11 protein-coding genes are annotated in these 19,401 nt (G+C 51.9%); 10 read left to right on the top strand and 1 reads right to left on the bottom strand.

Going from position 1 to position 19,401, the window contains the following annotated elements; translation table 11 throughout:
* The first annotated feature begins 76 nt into the window (after window positions 1-76).
* The 3 genes from SH302x_RS17500 to SH302x_RS17490 all read left to right on the top strand — a co-directional run bounded on the left by SH302x_RS17500 (window position 77) and on the right by SH302x_RS17490 (window position 6,663).
* Window positions 77-928 carry a protein kinase domain-containing protein gene (locus tag SH302x_RS17500; RefSeq protein WP_479363728.1) on the top strand — a complete coding sequence of 284 codons (852 nt, stop codon included), beginning with the start codon at window positions 77-79 and terminating at the stop codon, window positions 926-928.
* On the top strand, window positions 928-3,147 hold the full coding sequence (locus SH302x_RS17495; RefSeq protein ID WP_479363727.1) for a serine/threonine protein kinase: 2,220 nt from the start codon (window positions 928-930) through the stop codon (window positions 3,145-3,147). Before SH302x_RS17500 ends, SH302x_RS17495 begins: the two co-directional genes overlap by 1 nt.
* Before the next feature lie 87 nt (window positions 3,148-3,234).
* A complete protein-coding gene (locus SH302x_RS17490; protein WP_479363725.1) occupies window positions 3,235-6,663 on the top strand; it encodes a bifunctional serine/threonine-protein kinase/formylglycine-generating enzyme family protein in 3,429 nt (1,142 codons plus the stop codon).
* On the opposite strand, the gene SH302x_RS17485 is transcribed toward SH302x_RS17490, so the two are convergent.
* A complete protein-coding gene (locus SH302x_RS17485; RefSeq protein WP_479363724.1) occupies window positions 6,653-7,210 on the bottom strand; it encodes a sigma-70 family RNA polymerase sigma factor in 558 nt (185 codons plus the stop codon). The two genes, SH302x_RS17490 and SH302x_RS17485, sit on opposite strands and share 11 nt — an antisense overlap.
* 191 nt (window positions 7,211-7,401) lie before the next feature.
* On the opposite strand from SH302x_RS17485, the gene SH302x_RS17480 reads away from it, so the two are divergent.
* From SH302x_RS17480 to SH302x_RS17450, 7 genes are all read left to right on the top strand, one after another.
* On the top strand, window positions 7,402-9,708 hold the full coding sequence (locus SH302x_RS17480; protein ID WP_479363723.1) for a beta strand repeat-containing protein: 2,307 nt from the start codon (window positions 7,402-7,404) through the stop codon (window positions 9,706-9,708).
* A 258-nt stretch (window positions 9,709-9,966) separates the two neighbouring features.
* Entirely contained in the window at window positions 9,967-11,031 is a 1,065-nt protein-coding gene (locus tag SH302x_RS17475) for an alpha/beta hydrolase (RefSeq protein ID WP_479363722.1), read from the top strand.
* A 578-nt stretch (window positions 11,032-11,609) separates the two neighbouring features.
* Entirely contained in the window at window positions 11,610-12,311 is a 702-nt protein-coding gene (locus SH302x_RS17470) for an RNA polymerase sigma factor (protein ID WP_479363721.1), read from the top strand.
* 84 nt (window positions 12,312-12,395) lie between these two features.
* The gene (locus tag SH302x_RS17465; protein ID WP_479363720.1) at window positions 12,396-13,682 is read left to right on the top strand and encodes an anti-sigma factor; all 1,287 of its coding nucleotides are present in this window, start codon (window positions 12,396-12,398) and stop codon (window positions 13,680-13,682) included.
* A gap of 158 nt (window positions 13,683-13,840) precedes the next feature.
* Window positions 13,841-15,142 carry a glucose-1-phosphate adenylyltransferase gene (locus tag SH302x_RS17460; RefSeq protein ID WP_479363719.1) on the top strand — a complete coding sequence of 434 codons (1,302 nt, stop codon included), beginning with the start codon at window positions 13,841-13,843 and terminating at the stop codon, window positions 15,140-15,142.
* 416 nt (window positions 15,143-15,558) lie between these two features.
* Window positions 15,559-17,880 carry a DUF1592 domain-containing protein gene (locus SH302x_RS17455; RefSeq protein ID WP_479363718.1) on the top strand — a complete coding sequence of 774 codons (2,322 nt, stop codon included), beginning with the start codon at window positions 15,559-15,561 and terminating at the stop codon, window positions 17,878-17,880.
* A 163-nt stretch (window positions 17,881-18,043) separates the two neighbouring features.
* Window positions 18,044-19,390: a DUF1552 domain-containing protein gene (locus SH302x_RS17450; RefSeq protein WP_479363716.1), complete on the top strand. Its 1,347-nt coding sequence runs from the start codon at window positions 18,044-18,046 to the stop codon at window positions 19,388-19,390.
* Window positions 19,391-19,401 lie beyond the last annotated feature (11 nt).

Genomic DNA, 19,401 nt, shown 5'->3' with positions numbered 1-19,401 from the left:
GATCTGGCGGCGATAGGTAATACGAACTACCGGGTGAACTTGAAAGCGGAGATCGCTTTCGGCGCAGAAAGACGGAATGATGAGCGGCCAAGAAACGGAACAGTTTTCTTCGAAGTCTGGGTCCTTGTTCCCAGCGGCAGAAAAACTGGGATGGGCACATCGAGCGGGTTGGATTGGCGAACTTGCGCGTTGGTATGAAGCCGATTGGCAATTGGCCTTGAAAGGCGGGGTGCCACCAGCGGCTAATGTGCTGTTGGAAGTGTTGAGCGAAGCGCAGCGGGCGGAAGCTAGCAAGGTGCTTTCGTCGATCGATAGTTATTATCGCGGCGAAGAGTTGCAAGCCACCGAGAGACCTGTGGCCGAAGCGACCATGGAGTTTTCTTCGGAGGAACTCAACCGCTCCGTGACACGTCTGGCCAGCGATGGCTATGTTGCTCAGCCAAACGATCTAACGTTGCCTCATCGGACCGACCCAACCGCTCGAGATGACACGTTCGTCTTTCAAGCTTCTGAAGGTGCGAGTCTTGATTTTTCGGTTGGTAAAAAGTCGGCTGCATCTGCCGGGGCAAGCAGTACTGCAAAGCACGATTATACCAAGCTACCTGCGATTCCCGGTTACGAGGTGAAAGACATCCTTGGTCGCGGTGGAATGGGGATCGTGTACCTTGCAACTCAGATTGGTATAGGTCGTGATGTCGCATTGAAGATGGTCTTGGCCGGTGCGCATGCAAGCCGTGAAACTTTAGAACGCTTTCAGGCGGAAGCTCGCGCGGTCGGCAAATTTCAACACGAAAACATCGTGCGTATTTACGACATTGGTGACTTTCAAGGCATGCCGTACTTTTCGTTGGAGTATGTCGATGGGAAATCGCTGTCGGAAAAGATCGATGGCAAACCGTTGGATCCGATGGAAGCGGCAAAATCCTGATGCCGTTGGCGCGCGGATTGGATTTCGCTCATCAAGCAGGCGTGATCCATCGCGATTTGAAGCCCGGCAACATTCTGCTGACCAGCGGGGGGGTACCCAAGCTATCCGACTTTGGATTGGCCAAACAATTGGAAGCTGACAGCAACATTAGTCGTACTGGTGACATTGTCGGAACGCCCAGCTATATGGCTCCGGAACAAGCGTTGGGGGAACGCAGCGTCGATCGGCCAGCAGACATCTATTCATTGGGGGCGGTGTTGTATTGCGCGTTAACGGGACGTCCGCCATTTTTAGCTGCCAAGCCCACGGATACTTTGATTCAATTGTTGCACGATGAACCGATCGCGCCAACGAAGCTGCAGCCCGGTTTGCCGACCGACTTGGAGACGATCTGTTTGAAATGCTTGCAGAAAGAGCCTGACAAACGGTATGTTTCGGCCGCGGAGTTCGCGGACGATTTGCAACGATTTATCTTAGGCGAACCAATCGCAGCTCGACCGGTCAGCGCGCTGGAGCGAGCGGTGCGTTGGAGTCGACGCAAGCCACGTCAAGCCGCGTTGATTGCAACGGCGGCCGGTCTCGCTGCGGTCCTTGCGATCGGAGGACCATTAGCTGCCGGAGCGATTTTTACACAGAAGCAAGAAGCCGTTAGTGCTCGTAACGCTGCAAATGAGGCAGCGAAAGCTGCAGAGCAGAACGCTCAGCAAGCTATCGCAGCGCAAGAACAGGAAGCGAAAGCGAAAGTTGAAGCACAGCAAAACGCTCAGCTTGCGCAAATGGCTCGAAATGAAGCACTGGAGCAAGCCGAACTTGCTAGTCGAAACGCAATAGCTGCCCAACACAACGAGCAGATTGCGGCCAAGAACGCGGAAGCCGCTTTGATTCAGCAGAAGAACGCGGTCGATGCGCTGAAGTCCTTGGTCTTTGAAGTGCAACGCAAGATGGCGGACGATACACGACTGCTGGAACTGCGCAGCTCGTTGTTAAAGGTTGCCTCCGATGGTTTGGATCGCATCGAGCAGTCTGGTGGGGATGCGGTCACTCAAAACATCATCGCCGCTGGTATCGATCGTCGCTTGGGTGACGTCAACATGGAGCTTGGCCGAATGCAGCAAGCACGTGCCAGCTATGCGAAATGCCTCGCGGCACTTGAAACCTTGGACCAACAAAAACAACTGCCAGGCCGTCGTCACAATCTGTCAACGATTCACGAGTTGCTGGGCACCGTGGAGCACAACTTGGGCGATCTGCAATCGGCAAAAAAGCACTTCTTGATTAGCCTAGAGCAGCGACGCAAATGGGTGGAAGAAGTACCCGACAGCGATGATGTACAGCAGAACCTCGCAGCCATACTTGGTCGACTGGGCGTGTTGGCAAAAGACGAAGGCGACTTGGATTCCGCATTAGCTTACCTTACCGAGTCAGCTCAACTGCGGCAGGCGAGTTTTGACAAGCAACCGTCCAGTGCGAGTGCGGAGATGGAAGTGATCGGAAGTCGTTGGACGCTTGCCTCGCTGAACTTTCAACGCCTGCAGCTTGATGCGTCTATGAGCGAAATGCAGTCGGTTGTCCAACTGCTGAGCAAGAAGGCTGAAGTAAATCCGCAGAACGTGATATTGCAGCAGAATACGGTTCTCGCGATGGTAGAATTGGGAGTGATGTTCATGTATACCGATCAGACAGAGGAAGCCAGAGAGATCGCTCAGCAAGCGGTCGAGCGGATGTTAGCGGTCCAGCAGAATGTAGGCGAGAGTCTGCGTTACAAGCAGCGTTTAGCGGACGCTTACTATTTGCTGGGGATGGCATCTTGGTTGTCAGATCAAACGGAGCAAGCCACTGGTGCGTGGGAAGCGTGTTTTCGATTGCGAAGCGAGTTGTATCAACTAGAGCCTGACAATATCGCATACGTTGCACTGTTAGCGCAAGTCGCGGCGAGGTTGGATCGTATTGAATCGTGCTTTGAGTCGTTGATGGGGATCGATGTTGAGCAAGCCAGCAGTGGAGTGAAATATGTGCTTGCTTGCAGTTATGCGCAGGCTGCCGAATCGTTTGGACGGACCGGTGTCAGTCGAGCGGGTTGGGACAGTGACAAGTTGCGGCAACGAGCTATTTCGACGTTGGATTCAGCGATATCTAGCGGATTTCGTCGTCCCGCCGATCTACGTTTTGATCCAGAGCTCGCTCCCATCCGCAGCAGCTTCTCATTTGAATCGCGATAAATTACTTTCAAATAGTTTGTCGTCATGCACGCAAGGCTTTAGACTGATAGAGGATCCGTTAGGCATTTCCTATCTTCAGTAAAGCCGATGTCAGAGCACACCGCAGATCATTTCGACGATTCAAACTCAAAGATCGATTTGAATTCGGTGTTGCAAGCCAATCCTCCCGACAATACTGCGTCACGCTCTGTCGATGAATTTTTGAATCATTCAAACAATCCTCGACTGGCGTTAGCGATCGCAGAGTATTTGAGTGCCGTCGACGAAGGGCTTGATTTCAATGTGGCCGAATGGATGCAACGCAATCAAGCGATCGCGCCGGAGTTAGGGTCTTATCTTGCAGCGCAGGCTTTGGTGCAACGGGTGCTGGGAGATAAGAAAACGAAGCAAGTACCTCCTGGCTTGCCTCCAACGACGTCGCGAACGTTGGATGCACGACAGCAAACATTGACTCCAAGTCACGATACTGGCGATGTGGAGAGCAAAAGTGGAACGGGACACATTCAGGAACTGCTTCCACGCAAATTTGGAAGATATCGGCTGATCGAATTGTTGGGACGCGGCGGCATGGGGATAGTCTACAAGGCCTTCGATGTCACACTCAAACGCGAAGTTGCCATCAAGTTGTGTGTTGGTCAGCCATGCAAGGACCGCGATCGCAGAAGGTTTCGCCGCGAAGCTGAGGCGGTAGCTGGTCTTGATCATCCCAATATTGTGCCAATCTATGACGTAGGGGAAATCGATGGCATCGATTATTTCTCGATGAAATTGCTGGAGAAAAATAGTCTTCGAGATCGTTACCGCCACCATCCGGCCGAGCCGAATGAAGCAGCGAAGATCGTCGTGCAAATTTCGCGCGCTGTAAGTTATGCGCATCAGCGCGGAATCCTTCATCGCGACCTGAAGCCAGCGAACATTCTAGTAGACCAGAACGAAAGGCCATATGTAGCGGACTTTGGCATCGCGAAAAAATTGGATGCGATGGATGAGTCGACCTATTCTGAATTTATGGTGGGAACGCCGCTATTTATGGCCCTGGAGCAATGCAGTGGAGAGGCCACGACTTTATCAGACATTTATGGGCTTGGGACGATCTTGTACTGGTTGCTCTCTGGGCACTGTCCACACACTGCAAGTTCGTTGCTTGAGCTGTTCGAAAAACTGAAGGGTGAGGAGCCACTTGCATTTCACAAGTTAGGTGTTCGTGTACCGCGTGATCTAGCCACTATTTGCTTTAAGGCAATTTCCAGGAATCCACAGGATCGATATGCGAGTGCCGAGGCCCTAGCGGATGATTTGCAGCGTTGGATTTCGGGGCGGCCAATACTCGCTCGTCGGAGAAATCCCATTCACCGCGCTATGCTATTTGCAAAACGCCGTCCGCACTTCACGCTGTATGCGTCGTTGCTTTGCGTGTCCATTGTCATTGGCCTGGGCGGTATTGCAACGGTCCGTTATCAGTATCGTGTCGCGTCTGAACTTCAGCGAGCGGAGCTTGAGAATGCGTCCGTTGTGGAATCGTTGTTGAGTGCGTCTGTTGGTCAATTGCCCTCAATCTTGAAGAAAATTGAAATGCAGGCCGACGAGCTAATTCCGCTAGTTCAACAGCGTGCTTCCATGACAGGGTTAAACAAAGAGCAACGGCTAAACCTTGCGATGGCGGTACTAGCAAGGGATCCGACCCAAGCCGATTTGCTGTTTGAATCGATTGGGTATTTGCGGCCTAGTGAGATTGGTATCGTGGCAGAGCAGTTGTCGCTGTACTATTCGCCTTTTGTCGATCGATGCAAATCCATTCTCGCAGACGAAGCATTGAAGCCACGAGAAAAATTGCGCATCGCCGGAGCGTTGTCTTGGGTTGCGCCTGCGTCTTTCTCCAAGCTAGATGAAATGACGCTTCGTCGGGTCTGCAATGAACTGGTACGCGTCGAGCCATCGGAACTTGCGTCTTGGCGAGCTTTGTTCAAGCCAACGTTCGACGTTCTCGCCGTTCCATTACGATACATCGCTTCATCCGAAGCCTCGAATCGCCGCCGATTATTTGCATTCGATCTGCTATGTGAACACTATAGTTCTGAGCCGGAACGATTATTTGATTTACTGTGCCTTGCAGATAGTGCTGAATACAGTGCCGTGTTCGAGCGGTTAGGACTTCATGCTACGACCGCTTTGGGACTTTGCCAACGCAAGATCAACGAGTATCGCAATGTTCCAGACTCGATGCGGGACAGCTCAAATGCCGACACATTGTCTCTTAAACAAGTTACGAATGCGGCAATGTGTTCGCTCCAAATAAGTCCACAGGACTTTGACTGGTCCTTGCTGATGGCAATTGAGGATCCTTCCTTGCGAAGTAGTCTAGTCCATAGCATGTCGGATTACGGCGTACCGATTCAGATTCTGCTTGATCGGCTAACTGTTGAATCAAGTGCGGATCTTCAGTACGCATTGCTATTGGCAATAGGTGAGTATCAGGTCGCAGACATCACAGATCAAACTCTAGCGAGTTTGGAGATTCAAGTGAAGCAACTGCATAAAGCTCACGTTGATGCAGGCGTACATAGTGCCGCAGGCAGTTTGCTTCGACGCTTTGGTTTTTCAAGCGACGGAGACGTTCTATCGGTTGCGGCCAGCAGCAGCAGCGAGGGGACTGCAACCGACGCAGATTTGTGCCACGGATGTTGGATTGTCAACCGGCAGGGACACACCCTGGTTGTCTTGGACGCGGATCAGTTTTTCATGGGGAGCAGTGAAGATATAGGTGCGCGAGATTGGGATGAACAATTGCATCAGCGTTTTATTGGTCGCAAGTTTGCGATTGCGACGCACGAGATTACACGTGCTGATTTTTTGCGCCACGCCCCAAATTTTCAGATCAACCAACGTGGCACGGAATTGCGACTCAACTGTCCTATCGGAGCTATTAGCTGGTACCAAGCGGCTGCTTACTGCAACTGGCTGAGTCAACAAGAGCAGATTCCTGAAGAACAATGGTGCTATGAACCCAATCAAAATGGTGAATATGCTGAAGGGATGCGTATAAAGGATAACTCCCTACAGCTTATAGGATACCGGATGCCTACTGAAGCTGAATGGGAGTTTGCTTGTCGGGCAGGCAGCTTGGCTAGCAGACCTTACGGCAGCGATCCTGCGCTGTTAGGAAAGTACGCGTGGCATATTTCAAACGCGGGTGAACAATGTCAAGAGGTTGGGCTTCTCTGTCCTAATCGATTTGGGCTATTTGACATTCTGGGGAATCAGTTCGAGTGGTGTCATAATTTATATTTGCCCTACGGCGGCCAATTTGACGCGGGCGAACAATCCAGCATCTCAGATCGTGTACTCGAGCAAAACGTGATTGATAACCAGCGACGTGTGCTGCGAGGAGGCTCCTATGACTACGCGGCAAGAAGTCAACGCAGTTCGTATCGCGCGAATGATTTAGTCAGCGACAGAGTGTTGAACAACGGACTGCGTGTGTGTCGGACTGTGCGATCCAGTTCGATTATTCCTTGACGTTTGATGAATGATTCTTGGCGTCCAGCTTGATGCGCAGTTTTTGGAGCCCGCGTTGCAGCAGACCGCTTACCGACTCGATTGAACGGCCCATGGTGCTGGCAATTTCTCGGATCGGCAGGCTGTCGATATACCGAAGTTCAACGGCGGTCCGCTGGTCGTCGCTCAGCGTCAAGAGAGCATCGCTGAGCTGAAGTTTTTGCTCCATTTGCAGCGACCGGCGACTGGGCGTTAGCTCTCCACAGACCAGCCAATCTTCCAATCGTTTCGAAGACTCATCCAGACGTTGCAGCAGTTGTTGTTCGTCCACTTCACGACTCAGTTTTCGCAAGCGGTCACGAACGTAGTTTCGCAAGATTTGGCCAAGCCATGCTGCGAGTTCCGATTCCGAGGATCCCTGATACTGATCGATTTTCGCGTGTGCTCGAGCGAACGTCTCTTGCACTAGGTCCACCGGTTCGAGCCTAACCTCTCGCATTGCTCGAAGTTGCGTAGTAGCAAGCAGGATGAGGTAGCTTTCGAATCTCTCGAACTGCGCGTCGTTCATGCCCCCACCTAGTCGCAAAGTGATCGATTGTTGGAATTGCGATTGTATTCGGATAATTCCGAAAGTTCTATCTTTTTTGGTTTTTCGGCGCTGGCATGTTCCAAATGAATCGTCTAGCTCAGATGGAATTCGAGTGCTCGCCAGGGATGGTCTATTGAATCAGCTTTCAATCGCCAAGGATAGAAGACCGCATGTACACCAGCCGTATTGCCAACACGAGAATCCTATTTCTATGTTGCATTGTGCCACTTGCCATACTTGGTAGCATCCAAAAAGTCCATTCACAAACCTGGCAAGCCAATGTTGCAGGCGGGGATTGGTCCACCGATACGAATTGGTCGCCGGTTGGGATTCCAACTCCATCGACAAGCACATTTTTACAGTTTGGAGCGTCGGGTTCGAATTCGTACATCGCTGCCAACGATTTAGCGTCGCCGTTTCAACTCTTCGCCGTGCGATTCAACAATACCGGATCGGGTACGATCGAGTTGAATGGCAACGCATTGGCCTTTGAGGGACCCGCTCCTACGGGCCAAAGCATTATTGACCAAATGGGGAGTGGTTCGGCAGTCATCAGCAACAACATCTCCATTGCTGGCGCAGGTCTGACGGTTCAAGGAGCGGGCAACGGATTACTCACGATTTCGGGAACAGTCGAAGGTACGAATCTTTTCAAGATCAACAGTAGTAGTTCGATCCTTGAACTCAACGGCGGGACTTCAGGAGTTGGCCTAGGCCAATTGACCTCGCGCTCTGGCGAAACACGCATAAACGGCAGTTCATATGATATTGGCAACATTGTCGCTGCAGATGCAAATGGCAGCAGTGGAAGTATCTCGATCGAAGGTGGTTCCGTTGTTAACGGGTCAGGCCAATTGGTTATCAGCAATGGGATTGGAGCGATTGGAGAAGTGAATGTTGAGGGAGCAGGGACGCAGCTCATCCAAAGCGGCCCATCCTTTATTGGCAATGCGGGAACTGGCTCGCTCATTCTGCAGGATTCAGCCGCCGCAAGTTTTTCGAACGTCGTGAATGTAGGCAGTCTCAACGGCTCGATTGGGTCGATTGATTTGTATTCCGGTTCGACTGCCAGCTTTGACGGCAGCATCCAAATCGGCGTAAGCGAAGGTTCGTTTGGCAACTTTCGTGTCGATGCAAGCGAGGTTCTACAGTCAGCCTCAGGGCCTACCGATAGCATCATGGTAGGTGCACATGGAACTGGTGCCCTTGATATTGCGAATGGCGGGATCATGAATGTCGGCAATGCGGCCAATCTTGCTCCATTAGAAAACGAATTAGTCGCAGGTCGTTTTGCGACAGGCGTCGGAACGGTTGGCGTATCAGGGACCGGTAGTCAATTGAACGCAACGAATCTAGCGCTCGGAGGCGAAGGAGACGGCAGGCTGAATGCGACTGACCAAGGGGAAGTCAATATATCCGGCATCACCATCTTGGGTTCTGCTGCGGGCAGCTATGGCGAAGCTGTGGTTGGCCAGCAAGCGATGTTGAGTACCAGCCAATTGCAGATCGGACGCGAAGGCGCAGGTTCCTTTACTGTAAACACAGGTGGCACCGTAGAAGTTAGCGACTCAACGTTTATGGGAATAGGTGCTACAAGTTCCGCTGAGCTCTTGATCGCTGGCGATAACTCGTCCGTTTCAACGGCTAGCAACTTTCATCTTGGTGGTCGAGCTGCAAGTAACGTCTTTGAACAAGGCGGAGTTGCAACAGCATTGGTAACCAATAATAGCTCCATGTTCATCGGAGATAATTTACTTGTCTACGACCAAGGAATGCTGGAGGTGAGTCCGAATGCACAAGTCTATGTGGGGCAGTTAGGCGGTATGGCAGGGGCGGTCAATGTCAATCAAGGCGGACAACTGGCCGGCACTGGTTTGATCAATGCCGATGTTCGCATAAACTCGTTAGGCATCTTCACACCAGGCTTCAACGACATCGGAACTTTTAACATTGAGGGTGATTTTTATCTCTCATCCAGCTCCACAACAGATCGCAGCTTCTACGGATGGGATTTGCTGGACGCAGGAGATACCAGTAGTGTGTTGGGCGGAAGCTCCGCGACAGCAGTTCAAGATCGACTTCTGGTGGATGGCCATATCACAATCCAAAACGCGACGTTTCTCATCACCGAGCGAACTGGATTCGCGTCGAGTTTTGACGCTGGGCAAAACTATAGTTGGAAAATGATGGAGACTTTTGCTGGTGGAAACATAGACTTCGCTGCTACTGGCATCACCTTCGTCGGTACCTCAGAACTGTTCAATGCAGTGATTAATGGTGATGGCCAGCTCACGGTAGGACTTGGTGGCGACCTTGCTAGTGGTCGGTATCTCGCACTCAGCTACACCTCTGTTTCAGCGATCCCGGAACCAAGTAGCATTTTGCTAATCTCCAGTGCGTTCGTTTTCGGCGGCTATCGCAGGCTGCGAAAATCGCTCAGTGGGTTGAATTCAGAGGAACCTTTGGCAAACGCTTAGTCTGATTGCAACCGTTCACGCCTCAATCATGGAAGTCACAAAAACATGAGCCAATGAGCCGCTGGGCGATAGCCCCGGTTGTCAGGTAAGAGGCTACAAAAACCGGTAGGAATGCCCTGCGGCTGATCGAAGTGTGAACGGTTACGTCTGATTTAGCCAGAGTGAAGCCTGTTTGGGGTGATTCCATTTCGATTGGGCAGCGTTTAGGATTAGGGCAGTTTCCTTCCAACTACTTGCCCCTTAAAGAACGAGCCCACCATGCGACGCCTCTTTCGCTACACGGTCCCTTTGAGTTTGATTGCTACCGCCTTGTTTATCAGTCATTTGGATTGTGCAGTCCATGCGCAGGGCAGCAAGGCTCAGGATTCTGCTGCTTTAGCTAACGGCAACTTTGTGATCGGTCCAGATTACGAATTGCATTCGGACTTGAAGGATCATGGCAATGCCAAAGGGCAGCAGTTCGAGTTCAGCATGAAGTTGGCTGATAGCAAGATCTTCCGCGGTGATGATGAAACGCTGGACCCTCGCAAAGAGGTACGCACCGAGCGCAAGATTACCGTCTATGTACCGGCCGCTTATGTCGATGGCACGAAAGCTCCGATCTTGGTCATGCATGATGGCCCCAGCAATCTGAATCTTGTTCGCAATGCACTAGACAATCTTACCATTTCAAAAAATCCGGCTCGCAGGCTGCCAGCGTTCATTGCGATTGCAGTTCAAAACGGCGGCAACGATGGCAAGGGCAGCCAACGCGGCTTGGAATATGACACCATGTCCGATCGGCTTGCTCGGTTCATCAATGAAGAAGTCTTGCCTGCGGTATTGAGCGATCCGGCGATCAAGGCTGCTTATCCGAAGATCGCCTTTACCGACGATCCGTGGGGCAGGGGTGCGATGGGTTGCAGTTCCGGCGGAGCGGCGGCATTGACCATGGGCTGGTTTCGGCCAGACCTGTTCCATCGGTTAATCACATACTCTGGGACTTTTGTCGATCAGCAAGATGACGATGCGCCCGAAGAGTCGGCTTATCCGCTAGGTGCTTGGGAGTATCATTCGAGCATGAAGCTGATTGAAAATTCCGACAAGAAGCCGCTGCGAATCTTCACACATGTTTCTGAGAATGATCTTCGAGCTAAAGACCCGGAAGAAACTTATCACAACTGGGTCATGGCCAATGAGCGGACGGCGGATGCGTTGAAAGCGAAAGGGTACGACTATCGCTACGTATTTACGAAGGGCACCAAGCATTGTGATCGCAAAGTGTTCGAGCAAACGCTGGCCGACACTCTGGTTTGGATGTGGCAAGATTATCAGCCACAGTAAGCCTGTGATTTAGGCGGCAGTCCGTCGTACGCCCTTTAGGCTTTGGTATCTACACATCGTTACGATTGATTCGCAGGCGAAACGGGGTAAACGTCGTTTAACCGCGAGCCCAACGGGCCGCGATACTGCTAAAGGCACAACCAACGCGGGGCGATGCCCAACGCGGTTAAACGAACCCCTGCAGACTCACGTAGCGAAACAAGCGAACATTTCCGCTTCACCCATACTGGTGTAGATACCAATGCCCTTTAGGCGGCTGTTCGGTTTAAGCGAACCAAATCGCCCTTGAATCCGTAAACAAGTCTTCGGGCCGACGGCGAGCGATTTTCATAAGTGCTTCAGCGAATAGGACTTAAGCGAGGCACATGGCAACTGCAAATTGCTTGAATTAGCATCGGCAGACTCGGAACTTTTCCAAAATCAGCGTGTTCATGTTAGGTTAGGTTGCTCGAAGCTGTTTTCCCATCTTAGGGGAAGCGTGGATTTGGTATGGTGCATTGTGCAGATTGGACCATAGACTAGACGGTTCGTCCCCGCGGGTATTGGAACACGCTAAGTTGCATTGAAAGACTGTTGCTTTGCAGGAAGGATCAACAACATCGGATTACACTTCAGATCCAGACGTGGTTCTGATGCTGCGCGTCCGTGACGACGATTCGCTTGCGTTTGAAATGTTGATGCAGCGGCACAATGCCTCGATTACTCGGTTGATGATGGGCTGGGTCAGCAATCAGCAAGCGGCCGAGGATCTGGCTCAGGAAGTTTTTTTAAGAGTCTATCGCGCTCGGAAGAGCTATCAGCCGACGGCCAAGTTTTCTACTTGGCTTTACCGTATTGCCAACAATGTAGCTAGCAATGCCGTTCGTGACAAAAATCGGCGGCGTGAGGTAAATCTCAACCCACAAACTGCAAACCAATCGACCGCTGTGGGGTTAGAACAACTGGTGATGGCCGCCAGCGAATCGGTGCCGACGCGATCTTTGGACAAAAAGGAACGTGCGGCGATGGTCCAGCAGGCGGTGATGGCGTTGGGCGAGCGGCAACGAGTGGCATTGATGCTCAGTCGTTTCGAAGGCCTTTCCTATCAAGAAATTGCCGACACGATGAACCTGACGGTCAAGGCGGTCAAGTCGCTGCTCAGCCGAGCTCGCGTGAACTTGAAGATCTATCTTGAGCCGTATTTAGAGGAGGGGATTCCCCCCGCGATGAGTGTCAACAACGGCGATGGCACAGAAAAAGTTACAAAAGCTGAAGATTTCAGCGGTCCTAACGTTGACTGAGTAGCGTTTGATATGACAGAAGTGTGTAGAATATTGTTCATCCGAAGTGCAAACTGTCGAACTTCCTAAGCAGGAATTTGGTTCATGCGGGACGAGATTGACGTCAATAGCGATACCGAGTTGCTTACGGCATACTTGGATAACGAGCTGGACGCTAGCGAGCGTGCGGCACTGGAGCAACGTCTCGTAACGGATGAAATGCTTCGTTTGGAGCTGCGCGAGTTGCGACGAGCTTGGGACCTGCTGGATGCGTGGCCTGAGGTGACGGTCAGTAGAGATTTTACGACCACGACCATGCAGATGATCGCCAAATCAATCGCAGAGGAACCTCTCGAGGCTAACGGTTGGTCTTGGCGTCGGATCTGCGATCGCTTTTCTGATAACATCTTGCGCGTGGCAGTAGCAGTGCCTTTATTGCTTGCATTGGTTGCTGGTGGAGTCGTTGCGGGGATTTATCAACGCAATGCAGCGCAGCAAGCGCATCTAACAGAAGTTGCTACGGCAGCCGTTCTGCCAACGCTGAAGTCGTTTCCGAATCTGAGTATCGCCGCCAAGCTCCGCGACTTCCCGATGCTCGAACAATTGAATCAAACAGACTTATCTCGCAGTACACTGCCAGTACCTCCGGCGGATGTAAGTGAAGTGACCAAGTGGCTTGAGCGACTGGATGCAAGAGACAAAGAGTTATTGCGTTTGCGAGAGGAAGACTTTCAACGTTTACCAGTGGAAGACCGCCAACGTTACGTGAGTGCTTGGCAGAATTGCGCAAGCCAAAGCGACTGTGTGTCGTTGCAAGAGACAGCGACATTGTTCGCTGCGTTATTGCAATCGCTGGAATCTGGAAAGCGAGCTCAACTGCAATTGCTCAAAGAAGACGAGCAGATTGTGCGATTGAAAGAGGAGGCGTACTATAAAGTTTGTCTTTGGTATGCCGACAACTTGGATTCGACCGATCGTCGCGCGATTAATCTTTGGGTCGAAAAGGACTTGATGGCTTCCTTTGGAAATCCGCGTGAGATCTGGCGGTGGCTGATTTGGATGGGCAGTTTGGATGAACTGCGTATTCGGAACCATGAAGAGATCATTAACCGATTGACACCCAGTTTGTCAACGAAAGCGCAACAGATGTTGAGCGGAGTGGCTACCAAGGACCGCGGAGTCGTCTTGTTGAAGTGGATTCTGTATGCGGAAGGTTTGGGGACGACCACAGGGGCCTTGAACGTCAATGAGTTGATCGATGTCTATCGAAACATTCCCGATTCGCAACGCGAAATGCTCGATTTGAAGGATTCGGGTTTTGCGGAAATGTGGCTTTCGAATATGTATAAGCGTTTGAAAGTCGACGACAAACTCCAGAAAAAGAATCGCTAATTGCGAATCAGTAGCCGGGAGTGTGCTTGCTGGCACGCTTGAAAAGTTTGTTGAGGGGACTTTTCTGTGGCATGTTCAGCGTTAAGCTACTGGTTGTTGATTTAGTCTGATGTTTGTGTCAGATCTTTTGATTCTCAGCGACGACCAGGATAGGCCTCATGAACTACGACATGCGTAATGTCACAGCACTCATTCTCGGCGGGGGACGAGGCACACGTTTATTTCCACTGACCAAGATTCGCGCTAAACCCGCGGTGCCATTGGGTGGAAAGTATCGTTTGATTGATATCCCGATTTCCAATTGCTTGAATTCAGGCATCAATCGAATCTTCGTTCTGACGCAGTTCTTGAGCGTATCGCTGCATCAACATATTCGTCAAAGCTATCGATTTGACCATTTTGGTGGAGGCTTTGTCGAACTGCTGGCCGCTCAGCAAACGATGGAAGGGACCACCGATTGGTACCAAGGGACTGCCGATGCGGTTCGCAAGAATTTGACGTATCTAGATAGCAACGATCTGGAGTACGTATTGATTTTGTCCGGCGACCAGTTGTATCGCATGGACTATGCCAAAATGTTGCAGACGCATATTGAATCGAAAGCTGACGTGACGATCGCGGCAATCCCCGTCCACCGCTCGGCCGCCAGTTCGTTGGGCGTGATGCGCTGCGATGATACAGGACGCGTTACTGGGTTTTTAGAAAAGCCCAAGACGGATGAGGAGGTCGACATGGTGCGTACTGATCCGGCTTGGATCGACGCGCGAGGCATTCCCGCCAATGGCCGCGATTGTTTGGCCAGCATGGGGTTGTACATTTTTAATCGCAGCTTGTTGTTTGATGTTTTGAACAAGACCGATTACGAAGATTTCGGCAAGGAAGTTTTCCCAGCGGCGATTCGGTCACGCAAAGTGCAAGTGCATTTGTTCGACGATTATTGGGAAGACATTGGTACGATCAAAGCGTTCTACGAAGCGAACTTGGCGCTGACCAAACCGAATCCGCCATTTGATTTGGTGCAAGCGGACAATCCGATCTATTCACGAGCGCGTTTTCTGCCACCGACAGTTGTAGATGGAGCGACCATTAATCAATCGTTGATTGCCGACGGTTGCCGCATTGGGAAAGGCTGTATTATTGAAAACAGCGTGATTGGATTGCGTTGCATTATCAACGAGGGCGTCACGATTCGCAACAGTATCATCATGGGTGCGGACTTGATGGAGAATGACCATGACCAGCAATTGAATACGCAGACTGGTCGAATCCCGATTGGGATTGGCAGTGGTTCGTTGATTGAAGGCGCGATTTTGGACAAGAACGTTCGAGTCGGGCGTCATGTGAAGATTGTGAATCGCAATCGCGAAGAGGAGTCCGATGCCCATGCGCCGTGTTACGTACGCGACGGAATTCCAATTTTGGTCAAAGACGCAACGTTGCCCGACGGTTGGACGCTGTAGTAGGCACACTCCGTGTGCCGTGGCCAAGGTAGTAGGCACACTCCGTGGGCCGTGACCAAAAATCAAACCTTAGGCCGGTAGCAATTAAATCCAACGCCGTGTTTGTAGTACCGCCTTTAGGCGGAATGGTACTCTACGTTTGTAGTCCCGCCTTTAGGCGGAATGGTACTCTACGTTTGTAGTCCCGCCTTTAGGCGGAATGGTGCTCTACGAACTGGGTCCGCCTGAAGGCGGGACTACGAACTGGGGCCGCCTGAAGGCGGGACTACGAACTGAGCCCGCATACTCTGGCGGAATCGTATATACTAGATTGTCCCCGCCAAACTTGGCTTCAGCGACCTTGCAGTATTCACCTCGCCCAATGCAGTTCGCTAAGCCAGAGCTTCCACCTACCTTTGCACTTGGAAAGCGTTCGCATGGCACAGCGTTCCCTATTGCACACTCTGTTCGCGTCGATGATCGCTTCGCTCATGCTTTGCATCTGCGCCAGCGGCCAAAGCTTGAACGACGATAGCAATCTGCAGTTCGAGCAACATGTACTGCCGTTTGTGCAACGCTATTGCATCGAATGCCACTCGGGCGGCAGTGGTGAAGCGGGCGTCGCCTTCGATGGCTTTCAAAATGAATCGCAAGCGATCGAGTTCGGATCGCTGTGGCCAAAGGCCTTGGACGTACTCGAAGCCAGAAGCATGCCTCCAGTCGATGCACCACAACCAACGATCGCGGAAACACAAGCGGTCGTCGAATGGATTGAAAACGATTTTGTAAGTGCCATCTCGGGCAAGGATCTCCCAAAGCCGGCGGCGGTTATTCGACGCTTGAATCGACTTGAATACAACAACACGATTCGAGACCTCATGCATATCGACATCGATCTTGCCAAAGAGTTCCCGGCCGATGAAATCGGTTTCGGATTTGACAACATTGGGTCTGCATTAAGTGTATCGCCCATTCACCTTGAGAAGCTCCTTGCCGCGGCTGAGAAGGCTGCAGACTTAGCGATTTGGACGCCCAATGTCGAAAACTCGCCGCCCATTGAGCTGATCGGCCTGCGCACTTATCCGCTGAGCAACAACGAGCCGGTAAGATTCGAACATACTCTTGCGCCAGGATACTACTTGACTGAATTCAGTTTGGTTCGCGTTGGGATCTCTGAAACTGTTCCGCCGCCGCGGGTAGCGATCAGTTTCGGTAGCGATTCAAGGATTGTTCAAGCAGTCAGGGTCCAAGACGAAACGGTTGTCTATCGGTTTTGGATTCACACATACCAAGGCGACAAAGAAGTATCCGTTGCCGTGGTCGCTGACGAAGAAGCTGCCGCAAAAGGCCAGGGCACGCAACTGATCACCAGTGCTGTCAGTGGCGACCAGCGATACGGCTCCAATTACGGCTTGCATGTGGATTCCATGGTCGTGCGCATTGCATCCAATGCAAAAGATCAATCGACCTATCCGGGGCACCAGGCAATTATGATGGCTGAGCCAACCGCTGGCGATGAAGCTCGATCGGCATCCGCCGAAGCGATTGTCAGGTCCTTTGCGCGTCGCGCGTTTCGGCGACCGCCATCGGAGCTTGAAGTTCAGCGTTTGATGAAGATCTATGCGTTGGCTGCAGATCGCGGCGAAAGCTTTCCGCGTTCGATGCAGATTGTGATCACTAGCATCTTGGTGTCTCCTCAGTTTCTGTATCTGATTGAGCCCAAGAGCGTCGACCAGCCAGCGTTGCTCAGCGAACATGAACTGGCTTGTCGCTTAGCGTACTTTCTCTGGAACACGATGCCCGATGAAGAGTTATTGCAGTTGGCCGATCGTGGTCAATTGCGCCAGCAGTTGCCATCGCAAGTAGCTCGCATGTTGCAAGATGCCAAGGTGAACGACTTTGTGAAGAGCTTTTGTGGGCAATGGCTGCAACTGCGCAAGTTATCGGAGGTGACGCCCGATCGCGAGCTCTTTCCAACCTACACCGACGCATTGCGGGATGCGATGCAGGGGGAATCCGAGCATTATTTCCATTACGTACTCTCCAACAATCGCAGTGCGCTGGAGTTGCTGCATTCCGACTATACGTTCATCAACCAAGACTTAGCGAAACATTATGGGTTCGATGACTTCGTGGGTGAAGGGTTTCATAAAGTGGAGTTCAACAATGGTCGGCGCGGAGGTGTGCTGACACATGCCAGCGTGCTGACAGTTACGTCCAATCCGAATCGGACGTCTCCCGTCAAGCGTGGGAAGTGGGTGTTGCAGCAGATATTAGGAACACCGCCTCCGCCCCCCCCGCCGATGGTGGAATCGTTGGATGAGAGTTCCGAGTCTAGTGCGGAAGCTTCGTTGCGAGATCGGCTGGTGCTTCATCGTGCGAATCCAGCCTGCGCCTCATGTCACGCACAGATGGACCCGATCGGATTCGCTTTAGAGAACTACGATGCAATTGGCCGCTGGCGAGATCGGGATGATCAATTTGGCATTGATGCATCGGGCGAATTGCCAGGTGGGATCGCTTTTGAGGACGGTTCGGATTTCAAGCAAAAGCTGGAAGAGGTTGGCAGCAAACGGTTCAGCCGCAGTATAATCAAGAACCTGCTAACCTATGCGCTGGGAAGGGGCTTAGAAATTCAGGACCTAGGGACCGTCGAGAGTATCCGAAGGCAACTTGAGGAAGACGAATTCCGCTTCCAAAGCATCATTTATGGGATCGTTGAAAGTGAAGTGTTTCAAAACCACGGCGGAGGTTCGTAGTACCGCCTTCAGGCGGCCGTGTTTGTCTTGAACATTCCGGCTGAAGCCGGTACTACAAACACCACGACAGTCCTGTCCGGCTGAAGCCGGTACTAAAAACTCAATCGCCCACATTATCATCAAATCACTTTTACAGTCGTTTCATAATCGGAGAAGCATGGCCATGAATACCAAGTTTGAACGAAGGACCCTTTTGCGGGGGCTCGGTGCCGCGATCGCTCTTCCTTGGTTGGAGAGCATTCCGCGAGTTGCCAATGCGTCGGAGCCAGCGGCGGATCGACCTCCGGTCCGTATGTGCTCGTGGTATGTACCCAATGGTGTTCATTTACCGACGTGGTTTCCTGAACATGAAGGCGCGCTGATTGATTTGCCGCCGACGCTCAAGCCACTTTCTTTTGCCAGCGACTACCTCAATTGTTTCTATGGCCTGACGCACAATCGAGCTCGCACCAATGGTGATTCCGACGGGTGCGGCCACGGCCAGGCGTCGGCTAGCTTCTTGACGGGAGCTCAAGCTTACCGGACTCAAGATAATGTTCGTGCGGGCGCGTCGATCGATCAGGTTTACGCCCAACATCTTGGGAATGCAACGCGTCTGCCAAGCTTGGAACTAGGTTGCGAAACCGCTCGCTCAGGCAATGCGTTTGGTTTCAGCGGTACTTACAAAACGCATATCTCATGGCGTAATGCAACGTCGCCCGCTCCCTACGAGATTAATCCGAAGCTCGTCTTTGATCGACTGTTTACCGATAGCAGTTCCAATTTGATGCAGGAAACATTAGGCGATCGCGACTACTATCGCCGCAGCATCTTGGACTATGTGCTTGAAGATGCGAATCGACTGAGTGCAAATGCCAGTTCCCAAGACCGACGGAAGCTGGACCAATACATGACCGGCGTTCGTGAAGTCGAACGGCGCATTCAGTCGGCGGGCAATGGGTTAAACGTTCGTGGGCTTACGCTGGACAAGCCAGCGGGAATTCCCGATGATTTTGATGATCATCTGCGGCTCATGTGCGACCTAATGGTCTTGGCGTTTCAGACGGATTCGACGCGGTCCGCGACGTTCATGGTGACCAAAGAAGCGACCGATCGCAATTACCCGTGGCTTGGATTTACGGATGGGCATCATGAGCTTTCGCATCATGGTGGTGATGCCGAGCGGAATAGGAAGCTGCGAGAGATCGACACTTACCATATTTCAATCCTGGCCTACATGATCGAGAAGATGATGCTGGTCGAGGAAGCAGATGGTTCGACCTTGCTAGATAACTCCATGGTGCTGTTCGGCAGCGGGATCAGCGATGGCGATCGACATGACCATATCAACTTGCCCGTCATCTTGCTGGGCAAAGGCGGTGGCACTCTGCGCTCCGGGCAATATCTCAAGTACCGCGAGGAGACGCCGATGTCCAATTTGTTGCTTGCAATGTTGCATCAGGTAGGAGTCAAAATGGATCGATTCGGCGATAGTACGGAACCATTACCGGGGCTACTGGCGGATGGTTAATCGAATGCAAT

The organism is Njordella calcicola (genome assembly GCF_056494125.1).
This window is presented reverse-complemented; position numbering and strand designations above follow the sequence as displayed.